This window comes from Sphingomonas sp. AC411 (assembly GCF_979253035.1).
The window spans coordinates 3,351,339-3,371,322 of sequence record NZ_CEEDAQ010000001.1; the positions used below are offsets into that span (position 1 = coordinate 3,351,339).

The window sequence follows — 19,984 nt, forward strand, 5'->3', positions numbered from 1 at the left end:
ACGATCAGGCCTTGCGGCTGGCTTCGAACAGGAACCATGCGCGTTCTTCGGCATGGTCGGTCCATTCGTCGACAATGCCGCTGGTGGCGTTGTCCTTGGCGGCGTCGGCGGCATCCTTGACGATGCGGAACTGCTCGACGAGCTTCAGATTGTCCTCACGCAGTTCGGCGAGCATCTCGGTCGGGCCGACGAACGCCATGTCGTTGTCGGCGATCGTCTGGTGCCGCGAGATATCGCCGATCGAGCGCAGCGTCGTGTTACCCGTCTTGCGGACGCGCTCGGCGATCGCGTCGGTCACGCCGATGATCTGCGCGGACTGGTCGTCGAGCAGCAAATGGTAATCGCGGAAATGCGGCCCCGACATGTGCCAGTGGAAGTTCTTGGTCTTGAGATACAGCGCATAGCAATCGGCGAGCGCGGCATTCAGCGCGTCGGCGACCGACTTGGTGCTGTTGCTCGGCAGGTCGGTGGGCGTGTCGAGGGCGGGGTTGATGTCAGCCATGTCTAGCTCCGGTTCTGGAAAGTCGTTGCGTAAACGATCCGAACGCGAAAATGCTCCTCAGGTCAAACGAGCCGTAGCGCGCCGAGGGCCAGGACGATCCCGAAGATCAGGAACACGATGCCGATGGCGATGCGCAGCGGCCTCAACGGGAGTTTCAGCCACGCCGCCTCGCCCATCAGCGCAGCGGGGACGATCACGACCAGCGAGCCAATCGTCGCGCCGATCGCGGCCAGCGCAGGGACGGGGTACGCGCGGCGATCGTCAGGACGATGAACTGCACGCCGTCGCCGAATGCGAGGATGAACAGCCCGAGTGCGGTGGTGGCGAGCGCGCCGATCTTCCAGCCCGTCAGACGCTCGGGCGCCTTAGCCGGAAAGAACGACCCGCCGCCCTGCAGCAGCAGCGCCAGCGCGAGCATGAGTTGTTGTGCGTTAGGCGCGAGCTTCGGCCCGATGACCGCGCCCAGCGTCGCCGCGAGGCCGCTCGCCGCGAGCAAGGCAACCGCGGCCATGAGGATCACCAGTCCCGGCTTGGCGTACCGGTCCGACAGGATCGCGGCGAGCCACGCGGTGCGGTCGCCGACCTGCGCCAGCGCGGCCGCGACGAATGCCGCCATCAAGGCGTCCATGGATTATCCCGCAAGACGCACCGAGCACGCGGCGGCGAAGGCGTGGCATGCCTGGACGTCCTGCCGCTCGCAGCCGACCGCATCGCGTAGGATCGCCAGCCAGCCATGCACCAGCGCGCCATGCTCGCCGCGGGACAGCGCCGAATCGACGAAATGCGCGACGGTGACGGCGGGATTGAGCCCGTTGCTGTGCGCGATCACGCGGATCGCATCGATCTCGGTGGCGATATCGCAAGGGCGGGAATAGGGCGCGCGGACGTCGATCGCGGCGATCTCGCGCGGCGAGATCGGCCTTCACCGCTATCATGGCGTCGATCTCGATCGATCTCGGTGAGTCTCAACGCCTGCCCCATGATCCCCGCTCCTATTGTCTGCGGATATATAGCGCCTGGGGTAGTGAATAGCGGGTTAAATGCGGTATGTTGGCCTCCTCGAAGGGCGTAAAGCTTGACTTCATCGCACGCGTCCGCCATGCGCCGCCCCTGATGGAGCGGCGGCGTCAGTTCGCCGCTTTCGCATTTTCAAGCCATAGGAATTGGGCTCATGGCCAAGCCGACCACCGTAAAGATCAAGCTGCTCAGCACCGCTGACACCGGCTTCTTCTACGTTACCAAGAAGAACCCCGTACGAAGACGGAGAAGCTCTCCTTCTCGAAGTACGATCCCGTCGTGCGCAAGCATGTCGAGTTCAAGGAAGCCAAGATCAAGTAATTGGGTTGGCGGTGCAAGCCGCCGACGGATTGCGACGATCCGAAAAGCCGCGGGTAACTCCGCGGCTTTTGACGTTTGTGTTGGGCGTCCGTCATACCAGCGAAAGCTGGGATCTCCCGCCGCGAGGGCGCGGTCAAAACGGGGAGACCCCAGCTTTCGCTGGGGTGACGGTATCGGGCGCGGTCCCGCTCCCGTTCGTCCTGAGTAGCCGTCGAGTAGTCGCCGTAAGGCGGCGTATCGAGACGGCGTATCGAAGGACAGGTTGGCGGGTGGAACCCATGCTTCGATCCGCGCCCTCGATACGCTCCTTGCGGAGCTACTCGGTCTCTACTCAGCGCGAACGGAAAAGGGCCTGCTCAAATCGTTGGTCAGATCAGCGCCCCCACCGCATCCATGAACCGCGCCAGGCTGATCGGTTTCGACACATACGCATCCGCGCCCGCGGCCCGGATCCGCTCCTCGTCTTCACGCCCGGCATAGGCCGTGACCGCCATCACCGGGATTGCGCGCAGATCCTCGTCGGCCTTTAGCTCGAGGATGATTTCGTAGCCGGTGACGTGCGGCATCTGGATATCCATGATGATCAGGTCGGGCGTGAAATCCCGCGCCCGCGCAACGGCTTCCCGGCCATCGCGCACAGGTTCTACGGCGAACTGGTGCGCGCGCAGCAGATCGCAGAATAGTTTGAGGTTCAGTTCGTTGTCCTCGACAACGAGCACCTTCTTTGTCACCGCCACACCTTATCCGGAAAGAAGGCACGATAGGCAATGCGCGACCGCGATTCAAACGAAGACGCCGAAGCGCTCGCCCTGCGCGCTTTGGTCTGGACCCTGGTCGAGCCGGACCGCGCGATGCGGCTGTTGTCGGTGACCGGTCTGGAGCCGCACGATCTCCGCGCAAGGGCGAGCGACCCGACGGTGCTGTCGGCGGCACTGGGCTTCCTCGAAAACCACGAGCCGGACCTGATCGCCTGCGCCGAATCGCTCGGCGTGAAGCCCGAGGCGTTGGTCCGCGCCCGTATGGAGCTGGAAGCATGAGGCCATTGCTGATCAGCGATTGCGACGAAGTGCTGCTGCACATGGTCAAGCATTTCGGTGTCTGGCTCGACGAGCGCCACGACATCGACTTTGCGATCCAGCACGGCGATTTCTCGACCGCGATGACCCGCCGCGACGGTGGCCCGCCGCCGTCGCGCGAGGACATGTGGGCGATGCTGGGTGAGTTCTTTCCGGGCGAGATGCACCGCCAGACGCTGGTGCCGCATGCGGTCGAGGCGCTCGAGCGGCTGGCGCAGGTGGCGGATATCGTCATCCTCACCAACCTCCAGGACGAATGCCGCCAGCCGCGGATCGAACAACTCGCCAAGTTCGGCATCGCCCACCGGGTCGAGTGCAACCAGGGCGGCAAGGGTACGCCGGTATCGCGGCTGGTCGAGGAATATGGCTCGCCGGTCACGGTGTTCGTCGACGATCTGGCGGTGCATCACGAGTCGGTCGCGAAGCACGCGCCGGGGTGCATCGGTTGCACATGGTGTCGGAGCCGGCGCTGGCGTTGAGCGTGCCTAAGGCTGAGCACGCTCATGTGCGGATCGACGACTGGCGCGAGGCGGCGGATTGGATTTCCGCGCGGTTCGAAGCGGGCGTACCTGCGAACGCTTGAGCCGCTCGCTTCATCACGAACACTCCGGTCCCCCTCCCTGAAGGGGAGGGGTTGGGGGTGGGTAGGCTGGCTTTGGTCGCAGCGGTCCTCGTAATGCGGAAGCCTACCCACCCCGGCCCCTCCCTTCCAGGGAGGGGGAAGTAGCGAGGTTCCCGCCCCCACTTGACCCATCCCCCACCGCTGTGGTGATACCTCTCCCATGACCGATCGTATCGACCGCAAGCTCGAAGAGCTGGGCCTCACCCTTCCGCAGGCTGCCGCGCCCGTCGCCGCCTATGTCCCGACCGTGCTGGCGAACGGCATGCTCCACATCTCGGGTCAGTTGCCGTTCAAGGACGGTCAGCTCGTCAAGGGCCGCGTCGGCGACGACGTCTCGCTCGAGGACGCGCAGGAGGCTGCCAAGCTGTGCGGGCTCATGCTCGTCGCGCAAATGAAGGCGGCGCTCGGCACGCTCGGCCGCGTCGAGCGGATCGTGAAGCTTGGCGTGTTCGTCAACTCGACCGTCGACTTCACCGACCAGGCGAAGGTCGCCAACGGCGCGTCCGAACTGATGGTCGCGCTGTTCGGCGACATCGGCAAGCACGCGCGCTCGGCGGTCGGCGTGGCGGTCCTGCCGCTCGGTGCCGCGGTCGAGATCGACGCGATCGTGCAGGTTTCCGCCTGATCTCCTTGAGGCGCGCTTGCGCGTCTCCACCTATGGCCCTTGGAGGTGCGCCCTCGCGTCTCTACCTAGACGGCAATGAACGCCGTCACCGCCCGCATCGCCCAAGGCGTCACCTCGATCGCGGCCGAGGATTGGGACGCGTGCTCCGGCACCGCCAACCCGTTCGTCGGCCACGCCTTCCTGTCCGCACTCGAAACGTCGCGCAGTGTCGGTGGCCGCTCGGGCTGGCAGGCGCTGCCGGTGGTGGTCGACGGTCCCGACGGCAAGCCAGCCGCGATTGCGCCCGCCTACGCCAAGAGCCACAGCCAGGGCGAATACGTCTTCGATCAGGGCTGGGCCGACGCGTGGGAGCGGGCAGGGGGCCAATATTACCCCAAGCTCCAGATCGCCGCGCCTTTCAGCCCGGTGCCCGGCCCCCGTCTGCTTCTGAAGGACCGCGAGCAGGCCCCGCGCTGATCGGGGCGCTGGAGGCGGTCACCGACCAGAGCGGGCTGTCCTCCGCGCACGCGACCTTCATCGACCCCGACGAGGTGGCGCTGTTCGAGGCGGCTGGCTGGCTGATCCGCCAAGGCACGCAGTTCCACTGGAAGAACGACGGGTACGCCAGCTTCGACGACTTCCTCGCCGTCCTCGCCAGCCGCAAGCGCAAGGCGATCCGCAAGGAGCGTGCCGCCGCGGTCGAAGGGCTGACGATCCGCCACCTCATGGGCGCCGAGATCACCCCCGAGCATTGGGACGCGTTCTGGGTGTTCTACCAGGACACCGGCGCCCGCAAATGGGGCCAGCCGTACCTCACGCGCCCGTTCTTCGACCAGATCGGCAAGACGATGGGCGACCAGATCCTACTGATCCTCGCCGAGCGGGACGGCATTCCCATCGCCGGCGCGCTCAACCTGATCGGCGAGGACACACTCTACGGCCGCTATTGGGGCGCGACCGAGGAGGTGCCGTTCCTCCATTTCGAGCTCTGCTATTACCAGGCGATCGACGCCGCCATCGCGCGGGGTTTGCAGACCGTTGAGGCGGGCGCGCAGGGCGAACACAAGCTGGCACGCGGCTATGCGCCGGTGGCGACCTATTCCGCGCACTACATCCCCGACCCGAACTTCCGCCGCGCGATCGCCGATTACCTCGTCCGCGAACGCGAAGCCGTCGCCGAACAGCAGCAGTATCTCGGCGAGCTTACTCCGTTCCGGCGGGGCGGCTAGCGGGGCGGTTGACCCGGTACAGTAGGCTGGTCCCGTCGCGGCGGATCAGCGTCAGGTCACGCACCAGCGCCGGATCGAATTTCGGCGGATGGATCAGCCAGACATAATCGAACGCATCGCGCGGGAATTTCTCCAGCGCCATCGAGATCGGCCGCCAGAACTGACCGCGGCACTTGATGTCGCTGACGATCTCCGACGGATCATGCGCGAACCCGCGCGCCGCCGCGTAGTTCGTCGTCAGCAGCTGCGCGCCGGCCATCGACCATTGATCGTTGGTAAAGGCGAGGCGCCGCTCGAGCAGCAGCGCCGGCACATGCTCGAGCCGCGAATACGCCCAGTCGTCGCGACACCGCCGCCCGACGAACGACACCACGCGAGACCGCTCGGGCACCGTATCGATCGCCGCGATCGCCTGATCGTAGCTGCGATCGTAGATCAGATAGCTGATCGTCGTCCCCGCCAGCCGCACGCCGAAGAACGCGAACCCCAACACCGCAAGCACGGCAGCACCGCGCAACGACAGCCCATGCCGAGGTCGCAGCGCGATCACCGCGATCGCCAGCACGAACGGCGCGAGCCGCATGTCCGCATAGGCCGATCCGAACACGATTCGCGGCAACAGCACGTACACCAGCGCCAGGAACAGCGCCGACAGCCCCAGGTTGCGCGAATATTCGATCGTCTGGTCGCGCACGCCGCGGAACAGGATCACGAACAGCACCGTCACCGACGCGATGTCGAACGCCATCCACCGATCGCGCAGGACCATGGTGATCCAGTTCATCTTCCAGCGCCAGTTGAACCAGTCCTGCGTCTTGCCGCCGACATGATCGCCCGAGCGCCACACCACCATCATCACCATCGGCAGGGCGAGCGGCAGGCAGTTGAGTCCCGCCTGGATGCACGCCCTGAACCAGCCATGCGCCCAGCTCTTGGGATCGCTGTCGCGGCGGATGTCGTGCTGGCGGATCAGCTCGGCGGAGAAGGCTAGCACGCCCAGCACGCCCCAGCCGAACGTATGGCACAGCCACAACAGACACGAGACGGGTATGAAGATCGCGGTACGCAGCTTGGTCCGCCCGAGCCGCCCCATCCGCAGCCACAGCGCGAACAGGTTGAGCGCGAGCGCCATCGCCAGCGCGAAATTCACGAAACCGAACTGGAACGGATAGCTGTAGGCCAGTGGGAGCGCGAACAACGCGGTCGCCGGGATTCGCCCATGCACCTCGCGCGCGATCCACAACAGCCCGGTCACGGTCAGCGCGGGGATCGCCATAACGATCAACTTCACCGCCAGCTGCAACCCGAAGATCGGCGCGAGTGGTTCGATCAACAGGTCGATGCCGAGGTTGCCGATCATCTGCCAGCGGAAGTTATACCACTGCGAAAGCCAGGGATTGTCGCCGATCGCCAGCTGGACGCGGTAGCGCCCCATGTGCCCTGGCAGGTCGACCAGCGGCGGGATCTCCGGCCACAGTAACGGTATGATCGACGCCAGCGCCACCGCGAAGACGAAGCCGCGCGTCTGCCACCAGTGAAGTTCCGTGTTCTGCCCCCGCGTCATCGTCGACGCCTAGCGCCGCAGGGGCCCTTCGACAAGCACCCTGCATGATCGAATGCGACGGAATAGACCGCGGATCGTCCATCGGACCAGATCGGGACGAGATCGGCCGACTGTGCCCGTCCGACCGGGAAGCCGATCGTCCAAACCCGTTGGAACGTGCAGCGATCGAAGGCGCGTATCGCTTTGTCGAAGTCGATGGTCTGGTCCTCGGTTCCCGGTGGGTGGACGATCTGCGACGGATCGCGATCGAATGGTGCGGCATCGGGATGGCGCGGGTGGATCAGTTGCTGACCCGCGAGCGCCCATTGTTCGTTGTCGAAAGCCTCACGCCGCGCCACCGCCAGACCGGCGATGTGCGTGAGGCGGGGGTTGAACCAGGACGTCATGTTCGGCTCGTTCACCAATACCAGGACGGCAGCGGCGCGCGGGATGGCGTTCAGCGCTTCCAGCGCGCGGGACTGGCCTTGACTGAAAAGGACGAACGCGATCGTCGTCGTAGCAATCCTGACTGCGAAAAACGCGGCGCCGATCGCCGCGGCCCGCCGCGCAGGCGCATCGTGATCCGGCTCGATGCGGATTGCCAGCACGGCAAGCGCCGCCGCGTAAGGCAGCATCCGCATATCGACTCCGGCCCCGCCCTGGAACATCAGCGGTAGCATCACGAAGGTTATCAGACCGAACAGCGCCGGAATGCCAAGCACTCCTATGAACCGCATGCGTGGCGAGCGGACTGCGGTCCACAACGCGCAGACGATCAGTACGACGCCAGCGATGTCGTACACCTTCCAACGCTCGCGCAGCATCGACACGAGCCATTGCGCCTTGGCGCTCCAGCGGAACCATTTGCCGGTATCGCCGGCCAGCCGATCGCTGCCACTGCCGAGCATGATCAGGAGTGGCCATGCCATCGGCAACGCCATCAGGCCGGCGGCGAAGGCTGCCTCGATCCAGGGCTCACCACGTCGCATACGCAGTGACCATTCCGCGCCGATCACGAATAACCCGAGCATCGCCCAGCCGAAGCTGTGGCATAGCCAAGTCAGCCCGGCATACGGCACGAACACTACTATACGCACCCAGATCGGTCGCGTCCGCGCTAGCCGGATCCAGCAGGCGAGACCTGCCAGCGCCATCGCCGCACCAAGGCAGAAATTCACGAACCCAAGTTGAAACGGATAGCTATAGGCGAGTGGCAGCGCGAAGCCCGCCATCGCCGGGATGCGGCCGTGCGCTTCATAGGCGACCCACAGCATCGCCGCGACGGTCATCGCCGGGATCACGCCGATTACCAGCCGAGCCGCGGGCTCGACATCGAGCAGAGGATGCAAGGCCATGACCAGCAGGTCGACGCCGAGGTTGCCGATCAGCGCCCAGCGTACGTCGTAATGCTGCGCCAGCGGACCGGTGCCTGCGTCCGCGAGGATCCGGTAGCGACCGATGTGGCCGGGCACGTCGGTCAGCGGCGGGATCGCCGGCCACAGCATGGGAATCAGCGCGGCGAGCACCGCAAGTACCGCGAACCCGCGCGTCGTCCACCAGCCTTGCCGTGCTGCGCCGGAGAGCGGGGCGGAACGGATGTCGTGCTCCATGTCGGGTCGTGCGATCGTGCCGGTCACGGGACGACCTCGAATATCCTGTTGCCGGTAGGTTCCAGCGGCTTCAGCCATGCTGGAATCCTGCGCGACGCCAGCTCCTGCACCAAGCTGTCAGGGGCGGGCCGGATGCTGTCGAAATCACCGTCGCAATAAACCACGTAACGGACCTTCCATCGATCTGCGATCGCTCGCGCCTGGCCGCTGTGGCCGAGAAAAACCGGTACATTGCGACATTTCCTGCGGTGTTGCGGTGATAGGGACCGGCCACGAAGGCGTGCGGGGTGGCGGCGATACCCCAGGGGCGACGTCGATAGGTGCCATCACCATGCCGGGCGAAAGGTGGTCGAGCGCAGCTATCGCTTGAGGCGAGGTGCAGGTCGACGCGCTTGGAGCGGGCCTTCGCGCCGACGGCACGAATGCCTCGGCCGCGATAGGGTAGAGCATGCCGGTCGAGAGAATCCATGCCGTCACCAGCGTGAGAATACCGCGCCGCCGTGCCGCGCCGATCATGATGGCCAGCGCGGGCGCGCCGAGCATCGCGCCGGTATAGGCACCGCGAAGCTGCACTGCGGCGATCGCGACGGCTGTGCACTGAAGCGCGAGCAGCAGGACCGCGTTGCGACCGGGCCGCCGACGCACCAGCCACGCTGAGGCCGCGACCCCCGCGAGCATGACTCCGAGATACCCGAACGCCACGCCGAATGACGCCGTGACGATCGATTGCGCCTCTCCGACGTGATCGAGCCACAATCGGCGCAACAGTATAGGAACTTGCCCATAGGGCGATCCGCACGCGGGAGACTGCAGCCGGACGACGCCGAGCGCTCCGAGAGACAGGGCGGCGGCAATTGCCAGCCTGACTCGGACCGATATTATATGCCGTCCCAGCACCGCGACTGCCAACGGAACGATTGCCATGATCGCCAGGCCGGTCGCGGCCTGCTGGGTGAATCCGTCGCAGGCAGGATAGCGCCATTGTCGACTGGCGAATCCCGCAATGCCGATACCGAGCCCGGTCAGCGTCCCGACACCCAGACCGAGGATCCGCGCGTCGCCCCCGCGTCCCACACACGCCCAGGCGAGCAGCGCCGCGGCACCGAGCACCGCAAAGAACGGCATCGTCTCCATGCCGATGACGAGGCTGGTCGCGGCAAGTGCCCCGGTGATCGCGCCGTTGCGGAATGTCGGCTTTCCGATCGCGACCAGCGTCGCGCCGAGTAGCAGGACCAGTTGCAGGCCGTGATGGTCGATGCGCCCGGGTACGAAGATCGTTGTCGCCGGATATGCGGTCGCCGCGATGACCATCGCCGTGCGCGCTGCATCGGGGTCGAGGTGGCGGGCGATCCGACCCACCAACAGTAACGCGCCGGCGAACAGCAGGATCGGCCAGACGGTGACGGCGAGCACCTCGGCGCGGTGTGTTCCAAGCAACGGCGTCGCGGCGGTGATCAGCAGGGCAGGGCCCAGATCGGCGACGCGCGACCAGTGCATCGGCACGCCAGTACTTAGTCGGTATTGGGTCAGATCGCTCCACGATTGCCCACCAAGCCAGTCGCGCACCTGCTGGAGGCGCATGATGTCGTCGGTATCGGGCAGCCGTAACGCCGAAAGCGAGGACCAGTCACCGATACTCCACGCCAGCCCCAGAACGAACGCCAACAGGACGGCGATCGCGAAATCGGAAATCAGGTCAAGGCGTTCGCGGTCCACCCATACGGCTGTAGCGCCGCATGGTTAACCGATCGTAGTTACCGGTCGCGCTTCGCGAGCAACCGCAGGCGCAGCGCGTTCAGCTTGATGAAGCCCTCGGCATCGCGCTGATCATAGGCACCCTGGTCATCCTCGAACGTCACGACCTTCTCCGAATACAGCGAGTTCGGCGACTTGCGGCCGACCACGTACACGCCGCCCTTGTAGAGCTTCAATCGGACGGTGCCCGACACCTTCAGCTGGCTGTGGTCGATCGCCGCCTGCAGCATCTCGCGCTCCGGCGAGAACCAGAAGCCGTTGTACAGCAGCTTGGCATAGCGCGGCGCGAGTTCGTCCTTCAGATGCGCGGCGCCGCGGTCGAGCGTCAGCTGCTCGATGCCGCGGTGTGCGAGTTGATAGATCGTGCCGCCCGGCGTCTCGTACATGCCGCGGCTCTTCATGCCCACGAAGCGGTTCTCGACCAGATCGAGACGACCGATCCCGTGACGGCGGCCATAGTCGTTGAGCATCGACAGCAAGGTGGCGGGCGACATGCCCTCGCCATTGATCGCGACACCGTCGCCGCGCTCGAAATCGATCGTGATGTATTCCGGCGCGTCGGGCGCGTCCTCGGGATTCACCGTGCGCGAATAGACGTAGTCGGGGACCTCGTCCCACGGGTTTTCGAGGACCTTACCCTCCGACGAGGTGTGCAGCATGTTCGCGTCGGTCGAGAACGGCGACTCGCCACGCTTGTCCTTGCTGACCGGGATCTGGTGCGCTTCCGCGAACTCGATCAGCTTGGTGCGGCTGGTGAGGTCCCATTCGCGCCACGGGGCGATGACCTTGATGTCGGGCGACAGCGCGTAATAGCCGAGTTCAAAACGGACCTGGTCGTTGCCCTTGCCGGTCGCGCCGTGGCTGACCGCGTCGGCGCCGACCATCTTGGCGATCTCGATCTGGCGTTTGGCGATCAGCGGCCGCGCGATCGACGTGCCGAGCAGGTACAGCCCCTCGTACAGCGCGTTCGATCGCATCATCGGGAACACGTAATCGCGCACGAACTCCTCGCGCAGATCGTCGACGAAGATGTGCTCGGGCTTCACGCCCATCATCTCGGCCTTGGCGCGCGCCGGCTCGAGCTCTTCGCCCTGGCCGAGATCGGCGGTGAAGGTCACGACCTCGCAGTTATACGTCTGCTGCAGCCATTTCAGGATCACGCTCGTGTCCAGGCCACCGGAATAGGCGAGCACGACGCGGTTGATCTGATCGGTCACGGCAGAATCCTTCGGGCAATATCCAATGCCCGCGCCCCTATGCGCTGGGGGACGTCCATGCAACCGGCGCCTGCAACTATGGCGTTCATGGCGCGTACAACCGAACCGGTCTATTCGCGCCGCAAATCCTCTGGAGTTATCCCACCGTGCTACGCCAAAGCCTTACCGTTCTCGCTATTGCCGGTCTTGCGACCCCGGCGCTCGCGCAGGAGACCCGCGCGTCCGCCTCGGCCAAGTTCAAGACCGAATTCGCCGCGTCGGACACCAACAAGGACGGCGTCCTCACGCGCACCGAAGTGCAGGGCCGGATCAGCAACATGAAGGTCGGGCCGGGTCGCCCTGATCCGGTCCATGCCAAGCGCCTCGCGGACCTCTGGTTCACGAGCGCGGATAAGAATAAGGACGGCAAAGTGACGCAGGCCGAGGCGCAGGCGCTACTGGCCGCGACGTTTGCCAAGTATGACGCGAACAAGGACGGCAAGATCGGCGGCGACGAGCGCGCTGCTGCCAAGGCGGAAGTGCAGGGGCCGCGCTGAGCCACACCGGGTTCCCCTCCCTGGAAGGGAGGGGTTAGGGGTGGTCGGCCCGTTTTGCGGCGCGGCTCATGCCAATTAGCCAACCCACCCCAGCCCCTCCCTTCCAGGGAGGGGGTGGGTCAGCCCTCGCGCAACGCCCGCTCGCCCTCGATCATGTAGTCGCGGGTTAGTGGAAGGGTCATCCGGCTCTTCGACAGCTGAATCTGGTAATTGACCATGCCGCCAGTGCGAAACGCCGCGGCGGCCCCCGCCAGATAGAACGTCCACATCCGGTAGAATCGCTCGTCGTACAGCGCGACGATCGCGTCCTTCGCGGCCACGGTCCGATCATACCATTGGTCGATCGTCAGCGCATAATGCACGCGCAACACCTCGATATCGGTCGGGAAGAACTTCAGTCCCTCATACCCCTTCACGATCTCCGACAGCGCCGGATTATACCCGCCCGGGAAGATGTATTTCGTCGTGAAGGTGTCGGTCACGCCCGGCCCGCCCATCCGGCCGATCGTGTGGAGCAGCATCACGCCGTCCTCGGTCAGCAGATCGCGGCATTTGCGGAAGAACGCCTTATAGTGCGCCGGGCCGACATGCTCGAACATGCCGACCGAGACGATCCGGTCGAACGTCCCGGTCAGCGCGCGGTAGTCGATCAGCTCGAACTTCACCTTGTCGGCGACACCGGCCTCCTCGGCACGACGCCGCGCAACCTTCAACTGCTCTTCGGACAGCGTCACGCCCAGAACCTCGGCCCCGGTCTTCGCGTGCAGGTACAGCGCCATCCCGCCCCAGCCGCAGCCGATGTCTAGCACGCGCATGCCCGGCTGGATCGCCAGCTTGGCGGCGATGTGCGCCTTCTTGTCGCTCTGCGCCTGCTCCAGGCTATTGCCCGGATCGGTGAAATACGCGCAGCTATATTGCCGGTCCGCATCGAGGAACAGGTCGTACAGCCGGTCCGACAGATCGTAATGATGCGCCACGTTCTTCTTCGATCGGCGCGCCATGTTTACGCGGTCGACGCGGTGGACGACCTTGTCGAGCAGTTTGATCGGTAGCGACGGATTGAGCCCGCCGCCACGCTCCCACGGGCTGTTGCCCTTGAGCAGATTGACCAGATCGCGGATGTCGCCGCGGTCGATTACCAGGCGCCCGTCCATGAACGCCTCCGCCGCGCCCAATGCCGGATGGCGGACGATCGCGCCGGCGACACCGGGCTGGGTCAGCCGGATCGTGACCGGGTTATAGGCCGGGTCGGGCTTGCCGAAATGCTTGGTCGTGCCGTCCGCATGGATGAGCGTGAGTTCGCCGGTTTTAACCTGCCGGGCCAGGAAACGATCGAAAAGAGCCATGCCGCTTTAGCTAATGACTGGTACGGAATTGCGCTACCCCGCGGCGGCTTAGATTCCCGCGTACCAGTCATAATCCACGTTATCTTCCCAATAGCCGCCCTTACCCTTGCCGATTCCGGCGAGGCTAGCCACCGCATCGATCGCCATGACGTATTTGGCGTGCTTGTAGCCAAGCTGTCGCTCCACCCGCAGTCTGACGGGCGCGCCGTGCGCGACGTCGAGTACGCGGTCGTTGAGCGCCCAGGCCAGAATCGTCTGGGGGTGGAGCGCGTCGATCAGGTCGATGGACTCGTAATAGGGCGTGCCGCGGTACAGGTCCGCGCAGGTGAAGACGATGTAGCGTGCGGTGCTCTGCAACCCGGCGGCGCTGAGCAGTGCGCCAAGCTTCGGCCCATGCCATTTACCGATCGCGCTCCACCCCTCGACGCAATCGTGTCGCGTGATTTGCGTGCGGGACGGCATCTGGCGGAGTTGCGGCAAGGTCACGGACAAAGGCCGGTCGACCAGCCCGCCGACCTTCAGCCGATAGTCCGCGAAGTTGTTCGCGACCATTGCGGTGTATCCGGGCGTACCCGGATCGCGCGTGCCGTTCGATCGGAAGATCGGCGACATTTGCGCAGGGCTGAACTCTGGTGCGAGCGCGTTGCGGTTCGTCAGGGCGCGTTGCAGCCCGCGGTTCATGTCCTCGCCCATGAACAGGATTTTACGCGCCTCGGGGTTCGCGGCGATCTTGTCGCACCCGGTCAGCAACGCACCCGCGCCGACGGTCGCACCGACAACGAGTGACCGGCGGGTAATCAGCGAACTCATGCGACGTCCTCCGGCACTGCCCAGCGTCCGGTAATCATCGAGCGAACCTCGTTCCAGGCACCGGCGAGAATGACCAGCGCGAGATGGGCGATGATGAAAAGGACCAGCCCGGTCGCCGCAATGAAGTGGATCGAGCGCGCCGATTGCCGCCCGCCGAACACCTCCAGCAACCACGGCCACGCCGCATCCATGTTCGGCGACATGGCGAGCCCGGTCAGGATCATCACTGGAATCAGCACGAAGATCGTCGCCACGTACGACAGTTTCTGGAGAATATTGTACGCGCCCGGCCGCTTCGGATCGTGGAAGCGGAAGGCGAGATGTTCCCTCACGTCATGCGCGACTTCCCGTGGCGATAGCTCGGCAGCGCGGACGCGGAGGTCGCGCTGGAAATGGCGGTTGATCAGGCTAACGATCATGAACCCAAGCAGCGCGAAGCTCAGCACCAGCGCGAACAACAGATGCCAGCGTCGCGAGATCGCGAGGTTGTAGCTCGCCGGGATCGTCAGCAGGTTGAGCAACGTCACCACCCAACTCGGCCACTGGTCGAGCGTCGTCCAGGCGGCGTCGAAATTCGCGCCGTATCTGCCCCAATACAGCCGCGGATGCGCCTTCAAGATGCCGATCCCGCTGCCGATCATGATGAACATCGTCACCACCGTCACCCAGTGCCAGATGCGCGTCGCCAGCTTGTGGCGTTTGACGACCACCAAGGAACCAGGGACGGAATCGGAGTAGGCAATGGGATCGTTCATGCGCGGCCTTCGCTATAGCCAGTCGAACCCGATCCTAGCAGGGATAAGCGCATGATCGAATGGCATTCTTACGAACCCGCGAACGGTCACCGCCTGCCGCACGATCCCTCAACGCGATCGTCGCGCCGCGACCGATCGGCTGGGTCAGCACCGTCTCCGCCGAGGGCGTGGCGAACCTCGCACCGTACAGCTTCTTCAACCTGTTCAACTACACCCCGCCGATCATCGGCTTTTCGTCGATGGGCTGGAAGGACAGCGTCGCCAATATCGAGGCGACCGGCGAGTTCGTCTGGAATCTGGTGTCCCGCGACCTGAGCGAGGCGATGAACACGACCGCCGCGAACGTTGCCGCCGATGTCGACGAGTTCGCGCTGGCCGGGCTTGAGATGGCGCAGTCGACCAAGGTGAAGCCGGCGCGCGTCGCCGCCAGCCGCGCGCAGTTCGAATGCAAGCTGACGCAACTGATCCGACTCGAGACGAAGGAAGGCCGCGAACTCGACCAGTGGCTGGTGCTGGGCGAGGCGGTCGCGATCCACATCGATTCGGCGATGCTGGAGGACGGTGTGTACCAGACGGCGCGTGCGCAACCGATCCTGCGCGGCGGCGGCCCCGCGGATTACTTTACGATCACGGAGGATTCCTTGTTCAAGATGCGTCGGCCGGGCTGATAGAGGGTTGATGCTGCGGCGCAGCATTTTGCGCCCTCACCGACTCACGAAAGCGATCCCCCATGAAACCTGTCGATACGCGCATGGCGTTGCTCGCGCTCGCCGTTGGGGGATTTGCGATCGGGACCACCGAGTTCGCCGCGATGAGCCTTTTGCCGCAGTTCGCGCGCGGCCTGGGGATCGACGAGCCGACGGCGGGGCATGTCATCAGCGCCTATGCGCTCGGCGTTGTCGTGGGGGCGCCGACGATCGCGGTGCTGGCGGCCAAGACCGAGCGGCGGGTGTTGCTGATCGGGTTGATGACGTTCCTCGGGATCGCCAACGCGTTGTCCGCGCTCGCCCCGACCTATCACCTGATGCTGCTCGCCCGGTTCCTGAGTGGATTGCCGCACGGCGCGTATTTCGGCGTGGGATCGCTGGTGGCCGCATCGATGGTGCCGCGCGATAAGCGGTCGCGGGCGGTGTCGCGGATGATGCTCGGGCTGACGATCGCGACGATCGCGGGCGTGCCGCTGGCGAATGGCATCGGCCAGTGGTTCGGTTGGCGTTGGGGCTTCGGCATCGTCGCGATCATCGCCGCGGCGACGGTGGCGATGCTGGTCAGATTCGCGCCGGTCCTGCAGCCTGCCAAGGATGCCAGCCCGCTCGGCGAACTGGCGGCGCTGCGTAACGGGCAGGTCTGGCTGACGCTCGCGATCGGGGCGGTCGGGTTCGGCGGCATTTTCTGCGTCTATACCTATCTCGCCTCGACGCTGACCGAGGTGACGGGCGTGTCGTCCGCGTTCACGCCGGTCGCGTTCGCGCTGTTCGGCGTCGGCATGACGATCGGCACATTGGTCTGCGCAAAGGCCGCGGACGTCGCGTTGATGCCTGCGGCGGGAATCACCCTGCTGTTCGGCGCCGGCGCACTAGCCCTGTACGCACCAGCGACGCCGCATCTCTGGGCGATCCTCCCCGTGATCCTGCTGATCGGCTGCGGCGGAGGCCTCTCGACGATCCTTCAGACCCGGCTGATGGACGTCGCGGAGGAGGCGCAGACGCTGGCCGCGGCGCTCAACCACTCCGCGTTCAATACGGCCAACGCGATCGGGCCATGGCTTGGCGGCCTGGCGATCGCGGGAGGCTATGGCCTGCCTTCGACCGGATGGGTCGGCACCGCGTTGGCGCTCGGCGGCTTCGCGATCTGGGCATTGTCCTGGAAACTGGACTCGCGAAAGGCCCCGTCCCTGCGATCGTGAGTATGGGCGGCTAGGGCCGCCGCAGCGTCCAGCGGACCACGCCGCTCCTGTCGCTTGAGGCATTGCCGCAACCCTCAACCACAACAGATTTGGGATATCGTATATTATATTTGACTTAGTTTCGGTGGCGTGATGGATTGCGCGCAACATCGAAACAGGAGCGCGGGCACCCATGACATTTTATGTTGAAAAATTCCGGCTGGAGTCGCGCGTGGGGGCAATGGTCGCGCTACTGCTTTCGTCAGGTGCTTACGCGCAGGTTGCGCCGGAGCCTGTGCCGGGACCGGAGGCTACCGCTGAGTCGAACGCCGACGGCGCGATCGTCGTCACCGGCACGCGCATCCGCCGCCCCGATCTGCAGAGCAACAGCCCGATCACGTCGGTGACGGATCAAGAGATCAAATATCAGGGCGCGGTCAACGTCGAGAGCGTGCTGAACCGCCTGCCGCAGTTCACCGCCGACGCGAACGAGAACGTCTCGAACGGATCGGACGGCACCGCCAACATCAACCTGCGCAACCTCGGCTCCAATCGGACGCTGATCCTGCTCAACGGCCAGCGTCTGCTGCCGCAACAGGCGATCGATCTGAACTTCGTGCCGTCGGCACTGATCGACCGGGTCGACGTGGTGACCGGCGGTGCGTCGGCGGTGTACGGGTCCGACGCGGTGGCGGGTGTCGTCAACTTCGTGCTGAAGGATCATCTCGATGGCCTTCGCATCGACGTCCAATCGAGTCTCGGCGTTCATACCAACGACAATAGCGGGTGCGCGATATCGTCTCGGCGGCAGGGTATGCGAATGCACCGCGCCGCGTAGCCGATGGCGGCAAGCAGGATATCAACGCTGCCTATGGCAAGAACTTCGCCGACGGTCGCGGCAACGTCACCGTCTATGGTGGCTATCGTCACACCGAGCCCGTTCTTCAGGCCAATCGCGACGTGTCCGCGTGCGCGCTGAACCAGGCCGACGACGCCGGGACCGGTCTGGTCTGCGGCGGCTCGAGTAACTCGACCTATGGCACGTTTGCGCCACTGGGTGGGCCCAACGCCGGCAAGACACTGACCAACAACATGAACGGCACGCAGAACTGGGTGCCCTACACGTCGGCCTACGCCTACAACTACTCGCCGACCAACTACCTCCAGCGGTCCGACGATCGCTACATCGGCGGTGCGTTCGCCAAGTTCGAGATCGCGCCGATCGCCGAAGTCTATGGCAGCTTCATGTACATGAAGGACCACACCTTCTCGCAGGTCGCGCCGTCCGCGCTGTTCCTGGGAACGAGCTTCACCGTGCCGTGCGACAACCCGCTGATGAGCGCGGCGCAACAACAGTCCTTGTGTGGTGCGAACGCCGGAACATCGGCGACGCAGGACACGCTGATCGGCTACCGGCTCGGCGACGGGCAGTCGCGACGCGACGACCTCCGCCATCAGGATTACCGCTACTCCGCCGGTGTGCGCGGCGATCTCGGCCACGGTTTCCAGTACGACGTGAACTATCTGCATTCGTTGGTGAAGTTCAACGAGACGTACATGAACAATGTCGACAACGTGAAGGCGCAGCGCGCGCTCGACGTGGTCAACGTGAACGGTGTGGCGACCTGTCGATCGGTGATCGACGGCAGCGATCCCGCCTGCATCCCCGTCAACGTGTTCCAGCCCAATGCCATTACCGACACGCAGGCCGCTTACCTGTTCTCGGAGAGCAACACCGCGTCGCGCAATGCGCTCACGGTGATCTCCGCCAACGTCAACGGCGACCTCGGCACGTTCGGCATCACCAGTCCCTGGGCCAAGCGCGGCGTCAATATCGCGGTCGGCGCCGAACGTCGCCGCGAGACGCTGAACTATACCGCGGACGCGGTCGCCGAACAGGGGGCGCGACCGACTCCGATGGCCGCATCACCGTCAACGAAGCGTATGGCGAGATCGAAATTCCGATCCTGCAGGACCTGCCGTTCGCGCATGCGCTGACCATCAACGGCGGCCTTCGCTATTCGGCGTATCGCAACGACCAGCAATCGACCGGACTGAAGTCGAAATACAACGTCTGGACCTACAAAGGTGAAGCGAGCTGGGCGCCGTCCGAGGATGCGCGTCTTCGCTTCAGCTACAACCGCGCGATCCGTGCGCCCAATATCGGCGAGCTGTTCGGATCGCGATCGATCGGCAACGTCGCCGCGCAAGATCCATGTTCGGGCGCATCGCCGACTGCATCGCTCGACGTGTGCCGGCTGACCGGGGTGACGCAGGCGCAATATGGCAGCATCATCGAATGTCCGTCCGATACGTGTTCGGCACAGTTTGGCGGGAACGTCGCACTGAAGCCCGAAAAGGCGGACACCTATACCGCGGGTATCGTGCTGACCCCGCGGATGCTGCGCAACTTCACGCTGACCGTCGATTATTTCCACGTGAAGGTGAAGGACTATATCAGCTCGGTCGATCCTTCGCTCGCGATCAGCCAGTGCGTGGCCGGCGGCGATCCGTTCTATTGCGGGCTGTTTACGCGCGATCCGCGCTCGGGCGCGATCTTCGGCACCAACGGCTATATCGTCTCGACGACGTACAATACCGGATCGCTGACGACCTCCGGGGTCGACATCACCGCGGATTACACGGTCGGCATCGGCGCGCTCGGCAAGATCAACCTCAACTTGGTCGGCACGCGCCTGATCGAGCAGGCGGCCGAACCCTTGGCGGGGCTGGGCAGCTACGATTGCAGGGGCTGTACGGCTATACCTGCGGCCAGCCCAACCCGACATGGCGGCATGCGATGCGGACGACGTGGCAGATGCCGCAGGGCGCCTCGGTGTCGGTGTCGTGGCGCCATACCGATGCGGTCACGCTGTCGTCGCTGTCCGACAACAGCTTCCTTGCCGGCACGCCGAGCGTCATCAACAAGAAGATCTCGGCCTATAATTACATCGATCTCGCCGGTACCGTCGCGGTCGGGCGGGGGCTCCAGTTGCGCGCCGGCGTCAACAACCTGTTCGACAAGGATCCACCGGCGATTGCCGCGGGCATCCTGTCGTCGTTCGGTAACGGCAATACCTATCCCGGCGTGTACGATACGTTGGGCCGGACGATGTTCGTTGGCGCCACGGTGAATTTCTGACGGTGACCGCTGGG

The 19,984-nt window shown here is 64.9% G+C and carries 18 protein-coding genes and 5 pseudogenes; 11 read left to right on the forward strand and 12 right to left on the reverse strand.

The features are described 5' to 3' along the window. Window positions 1-4: 4 nt before the first annotated feature. From AC0IX7_RS17210 to AC0IX7_RS17225, 4 genes are all read right to left on the reverse strand, one after another. A complete protein-coding gene (locus AC0IX7_RS17210) occupies window positions 5-502 on the reverse strand; it encodes a Dps family protein (protein WP_093398573.1) in 498 nt (165 codons plus the stop codon). A gap of 62 nt (window positions 503-564) precedes the next feature. Next, entirely contained in the window at window positions 565-699 is a 135-nt protein-coding gene (locus tag AC0IX7_RS17215) for a hypothetical protein (protein WP_471813048.1), read from the reverse strand. Then, the gene (locus AC0IX7_RS17220) at window positions 696-1,118 is read right to left on the reverse strand and encodes a TMEM165/GDT1 family protein (protein WP_471813049.1); all 423 of its coding nucleotides are present in this window, start codon (window positions 1,116-1,118) and stop codon (window positions 696-698) included. Before AC0IX7_RS17220 ends, AC0IX7_RS17215 begins: the two co-directional genes overlap by 4 nt. A 15-nt stretch (window positions 1,119-1,133) precedes the next feature. Beyond that, a complete protein-coding gene (locus AC0IX7_RS17225) occupies window positions 1,134-1,331 on the reverse strand; it encodes a hypothetical protein (protein ID WP_334000218.1) in 198 nt (65 codons plus the stop codon). 342 nt (window positions 1,332-1,673) lie between these two features. Here AC0IX7_RS17225 and rpmG point away from each other — a divergent pair. Beyond that, window positions 1,674-1,840 (forward strand): annotated as a pseudogene (gene rpmG / locus AC0IX7_RS17230) (50S ribosomal protein L33). Window positions 1,841-2,208: 368 nt separating this feature from the next. Here the strand turns inward: rpmG and AC0IX7_RS17235 are convergent. Further along, window positions 2,209-2,571, reverse strand: coding sequence for a response regulator (locus tag AC0IX7_RS17235; RefSeq protein WP_471813051.1), 363 nt, complete (start codon window positions 2,569-2,571; stop codon window positions 2,209-2,211). 36 nt (window positions 2,572-2,607) lie between these two features. Between AC0IX7_RS17235 and AC0IX7_RS17240 the strand changes: the two genes are divergently transcribed. The 4 genes and pseudogenes from AC0IX7_RS17240 (at window position 2,608) to AC0IX7_RS17255 (ending at window position 5,371) form a co-directional block, all read left to right on the forward strand. Continuing rightward, window positions 2,608-2,877 carry a DUF3572 domain-containing protein gene (locus AC0IX7_RS17240; RefSeq protein ID WP_056490061.1) on the forward strand — a complete coding sequence of 90 codons (270 nt, stop codon included), beginning with the start codon at window positions 2,608-2,610 and terminating at the stop codon, window positions 2,875-2,877. Then, window positions 2,874-3,499 (forward strand): annotated as a pseudogene (locus AC0IX7_RS17245) (HAD family hydrolase). The gene AC0IX7_RS17240 and the pseudogene AC0IX7_RS17245 overlap by 4 nt, the downstream one beginning before the upstream one ends. 199 nt (window positions 3,500-3,698) lie before the next feature. Further along, window positions 3,699-4,163 (forward strand): RidA family protein, encoded by a 465-nt coding sequence (locus AC0IX7_RS17250; RefSeq protein ID WP_471813053.1) that lies wholly within the window; start codon window positions 3,699-3,701, stop codon window positions 4,161-4,163. 75 nt (window positions 4,164-4,238) lie between these two features. After that, window positions 4,239-5,371: pseudogene (locus AC0IX7_RS17255) on the forward strand (GNAT family N-acetyltransferase). Here AC0IX7_RS17255 and AC0IX7_RS17260 read toward each other — a convergent pair. From AC0IX7_RS17260 to AC0IX7_RS17275, 4 genes are all read right to left on the reverse strand, one after another. Next, window positions 5,346-6,935, reverse strand: a complete 1,590-nt coding sequence (locus AC0IX7_RS17260; RefSeq protein WP_471813055.1) for a hypothetical protein — start codon at window positions 6,933-6,935, stop codon at window positions 5,346-5,348. The pseudogene AC0IX7_RS17255 and the gene AC0IX7_RS17260 overlap by 26 nt on opposite strands. Further along, window positions 6,932-8,602 carry a hypothetical protein gene (locus AC0IX7_RS17265; protein ID WP_471813057.1) on the reverse strand — a complete coding sequence of 557 codons (1,671 nt, stop codon included), beginning with the start codon at window positions 8,600-8,602 and terminating at the stop codon, window positions 6,932-6,934. Before AC0IX7_RS17265 ends, AC0IX7_RS17260 begins: the two co-directional genes overlap by 4 nt. Window positions 8,603-8,668: 66 nt before the next feature. Further along, complete coding sequence (locus AC0IX7_RS17270) at window positions 8,669-10,240, reverse strand: hypothetical protein (RefSeq protein WP_471813059.1); 1,572 nt, start codon at window positions 10,238-10,240, stop codon at window positions 8,669-8,671. Between the two features lie 38 nt (window positions 10,241-10,278). Then, complete coding sequence (locus AC0IX7_RS17275; RefSeq protein WP_471813060.1) at window positions 10,279-11,496, reverse strand: argininosuccinate synthase; 1,218 nt, start codon at window positions 11,494-11,496, stop codon at window positions 10,279-10,281. Window positions 11,497-11,642: 146 nt separating this feature from the next. Between AC0IX7_RS17275 and AC0IX7_RS17280 the strand changes: the two genes are divergently transcribed. After that, complete coding sequence (locus AC0IX7_RS17280; RefSeq protein WP_471813062.1) at window positions 11,643-12,032, forward strand: EF-hand domain-containing protein; 390 nt, start codon at window positions 11,643-11,645, stop codon at window positions 12,030-12,032. A gap of 119 nt (window positions 12,033-12,151) precedes the next feature. Here AC0IX7_RS17280 and AC0IX7_RS17285 read toward each other — a convergent pair whose 3' ends face one another. The 3 genes from AC0IX7_RS17285 to AC0IX7_RS17295 are packed head-to-tail and all read right to left on the reverse strand — an operon-like array spanning window position 12,152 to window position 14,943. After that, window positions 12,152-13,378: a class I SAM-dependent methyltransferase gene (locus tag AC0IX7_RS17285; RefSeq protein ID WP_471813063.1), complete on the reverse strand. Its 1,227-nt coding sequence runs from the start codon at window positions 13,376-13,378 to the stop codon at window positions 12,152-12,154. Between the two features lie 48 nt (window positions 13,379-13,426). Next, a complete protein-coding gene (locus AC0IX7_RS17290) occupies window positions 13,427-14,188 on the reverse strand; it encodes a molybdopterin-dependent oxidoreductase (RefSeq protein ID WP_471813065.1) in 762 nt (253 codons plus the stop codon). Further along, complete coding sequence (locus AC0IX7_RS17295; protein ID WP_471813066.1) at window positions 14,185-14,943, reverse strand: cytochrome b/b6 domain-containing protein; 759 nt, start codon at window positions 14,941-14,943, stop codon at window positions 14,185-14,187. The genes AC0IX7_RS17290 and AC0IX7_RS17295 overlap by 4 nt, the downstream gene beginning before the upstream one ends. A 51-nt stretch (window positions 14,944-14,994) precedes the next feature. On the opposite strand from AC0IX7_RS17295, the pseudogene AC0IX7_RS17300 reads away from it, so the two are divergent. From AC0IX7_RS17300 to AC0IX7_RS17320, 5 genes and pseudogenes are all read left to right on the forward strand, one after another. Further along, window positions 14,995-15,611, forward strand: a pseudogene (locus AC0IX7_RS17300) (flavin reductase family protein). 62 nt (window positions 15,612-15,673) lie between these two features. Next, window positions 15,674-16,849, forward strand: coding sequence for an MFS transporter (locus tag AC0IX7_RS17305; protein ID WP_471813067.1), 1,176 nt, complete (start codon window positions 15,674-15,676; stop codon window positions 16,847-16,849). A 172-nt stretch (window positions 16,850-17,021) separates the two neighbouring features. Then, window positions 17,022-17,666, forward strand: coding sequence for a TonB-dependent receptor plug domain-containing protein (locus AC0IX7_RS17310; protein WP_471813068.1), 645 nt, complete (start codon window positions 17,022-17,024; stop codon window positions 17,664-17,666). 523 nt (window positions 17,667-18,189) lie between these two features. Next, window positions 18,190-19,431, forward strand: a pseudogene (locus tag AC0IX7_RS17315) (TonB-dependent receptor domain-containing protein); the annotation flags it as partial. Window positions 19,432-19,571: 140 nt separating this feature from the next. After that, complete coding sequence (locus AC0IX7_RS17320) at window positions 19,572-19,970, forward strand: hypothetical protein (protein WP_471813069.1); 399 nt, start codon at window positions 19,572-19,574, stop codon at window positions 19,968-19,970. Window positions 19,971-19,984: the final 14 nt, after the last annotated feature.

Coding starts and splice junctions, on each gene's coding strand:
- AC0IX7_RS17240 (WP_056490061.1), top strand. CDS start 2,608: ATGCGCGACCGCGATTCAAACGAAGACGCCGAAGCGCTCGCCCTGCGC.
- AC0IX7_RS17250 (WP_471813053.1), top strand. CDS start 3,699: ATGACCGATCGTATCGACCGCAAGCTCGAAGAGCTGGGCCTCACCCTT.
- AC0IX7_RS17290 (WP_471813065.1), bottom strand. CDS start 14,188: ATGAGTTCGCTGATTACCCGCCGGTCACTCGTTGTCGGTGCGACCGTC.
- AC0IX7_RS17310 (WP_471813068.1), top strand. CDS start 17,022: ATGACATTTTATGTTGAAAAATTCCGGCTGGAGTCGCGCGTGGGGGCA.
- AC0IX7_RS17260 (WP_471813055.1), bottom strand. CDS start 6,935: ATGACGCGGGGGCAGAACACGGAACTTCACTGGTGGCAGACGCGCGGC.
- AC0IX7_RS17295 (WP_471813066.1), bottom strand. CDS start 14,943: ATGAACGATCCCATTGCCTACTCCGATTCCGTCCCTGGTTCCTTGGTG.
- AC0IX7_RS17285 (WP_471813063.1), bottom strand. CDS start 13,378: ATGGCTCTTTTCGATCGTTTCCTGGCCCGGCAGGTTAAAACCGGCGAA.
- AC0IX7_RS17210 (WP_093398573.1), bottom strand. CDS start 502: ATGGCTGACATCAACCCCGCCCTCGACACGCCCACCGACCTGCCGAGC.
- AC0IX7_RS17265 (WP_471813057.1), bottom strand. CDS start 8,602: ATGGCTGAAGCCGCTGGAACCTACCGGCAACAGGATATTCGAGGTCGT.
- AC0IX7_RS17220 (WP_471813049.1), bottom strand. CDS start 1,118: ATGGCGGCATTCGTCGCGGCCGCGCTGGCGCAGGTCGGCGACCGCACC.
- AC0IX7_RS17305 (WP_471813067.1), top strand. CDS start 15,674: ATGAAACCTGTCGATACGCGCATGGCGTTGCTCGCGCTCGCCGTTGGG.